The organism is Streptococcus pseudopneumoniae (assembly GCF_001074975.1).
Classification (GTDB): Bacteria; Bacillota; Bacilli; order Lactobacillales; family Streptococcaceae; genus Streptococcus; species Streptococcus pseudopneumoniae_D.
The window spans coordinates 1-1,808 of the sequence record NZ_JUUO01000078.1; the positions used below are offsets into that span (position 1 = coordinate 1).

1 pseudogene is annotated in these 1,808 nt (G+C 29.0%); it reads left to right on the forward strand.

Annotation, left to right across the window (positions count from 1 at the left end):
• Positions 1 to 1,808 (forward strand): annotated as a pseudogene (locus tag ADI86_RS11875) (hypothetical protein); the annotation flags it as partial.

Sequence of the window (1,808 nt, forward strand, 5' to 3'; positions counted from 1 at the left end):
ACAAGCTGAAAACAATGTGAATGTCAAAAATGATGCATTGAAATTAGCTAAAGAAATGATGGATGCAGACCAAAATAAAGTTGAATCCATCCAAGAAAAAGCGGATTCCCTTAAACATGAAGTTGACTTAGCTGAAAATTCTGTTGATACTGATGATAGTAAATTATCTTTAGAAGAAAAATATGCAATGGCTCTATTATCAGAAATAAATGATGAAACAGGAAAACTTTACTTTAAAGAACAGACTTCTACACTTTCCATGCATATGAAAAAGTTTGCAGAACTAGTTCAAAATAATAAATATCAAGAAGCACAAACATACGCTAGTTTAAATTTGCTTAATCAAATGTATCAGTTATACAAAGATGAAAAATCACAAAATTTAGTTAGAAAACTAGTTGGTGATGAGATTTTTAGTAGAAACTATACTATAACTGATGGAAAATTAATCTTATCTAAGGAAGATTATAAGGCATTAAATATCGTATTTTCATCAAAGTTGAATGCTTTTAGAAAATTATTAGGTGTCAAACCTATTAATCAAATTACAGAAGCAAATATTGAATCAGGTTTTAAAGCTATGGATATTTGGAATCGTTATGTTAATAGCGATGAAAATAAAAATAAAGCAATTTCTGAGATACCAGCCCATATATTAGGGACAAACGAAGAGCTTCAACAAACAGGAGCTTTTGCAGAGAATACTCGTAAATTTACATCGTTATCAAAGTCAAGTTATTCGTTTAATGACCTGAGCAATAACTTTACAGATAGCATGTTATCATTTGCATTTCTTGATGCACACTCTAGTTTTGGTCATTATAAAAATTTATTTAATAGTCCAAATGTTTTAATGGGAATTTATCAAAATAATAAAGGAGGAGCATTTTTCACTCACTCATTCTATAATACATTAAAAGATAAAATAATTTATAGTCAAAATGCGAAAAACATGTTTGAAACTGTACATAGTAGTTTAGAAGATATGCGTAATAGTATAAAAAAAGCAAAAGAATATTTGTATAATGATTTAAACTATGCATATCTTCTGCAAGAATATGATAATTTTTTCATTGATTCTCAAAATGAGTATATTAGAACGAAAAAAGTAGATCCCGAAAAACAGAATAAACTAAACGCTATGGACGCTGAAATTAAAAAGTATGAAGAGTTACATAATGTACCTTTAGCTAAATTTGTATTTGACAATGGCTCAAATTCAGCAACTATGGTGATAAGTCATCCTCACTTAAAAACTTTACCTGTTATTTCACCCAATCAATCATCAAGTCCATATACCAAATATGAATATTTAAAAAAAGATACTAATGGAACAGTTACATTGGCTGATGGTATTAGTACGGATAAATATAAAGCAATCATTAATAATGCTATCAACAAAGCTATTGATGATGATAAAAAAGTACGATATATCACTCAACAGCTTATGTATTTTGAAACAATTCAATATGTAAATAATGTCTCTCGACCTTTTATTGACAAAATTTATAGAATTGAAGAATCTTTAAATAAAAATCTAAAAAAAGTAAAAGATGAACTTGCTAAAATTCAAACTGCTCTTGCAAATGCTAAAGCTGAATTGACATCAGCTTCACGCAAATATGCTTCTGCACTTGAAGCTAAAACAGAAGCTGAGAAAGAATTGGCAAGCAAAACAGCAATACCACTTCAAACAGAAGTAGCTGAAAAGCATTTGCAATTGGCAAATCTTGCTTTGAAAAATACACAAGAACGTAAAGCAACTGCTGAAAAAGCTGTTGAAAACTTCTCAAGAAGCCAAGCAGAAA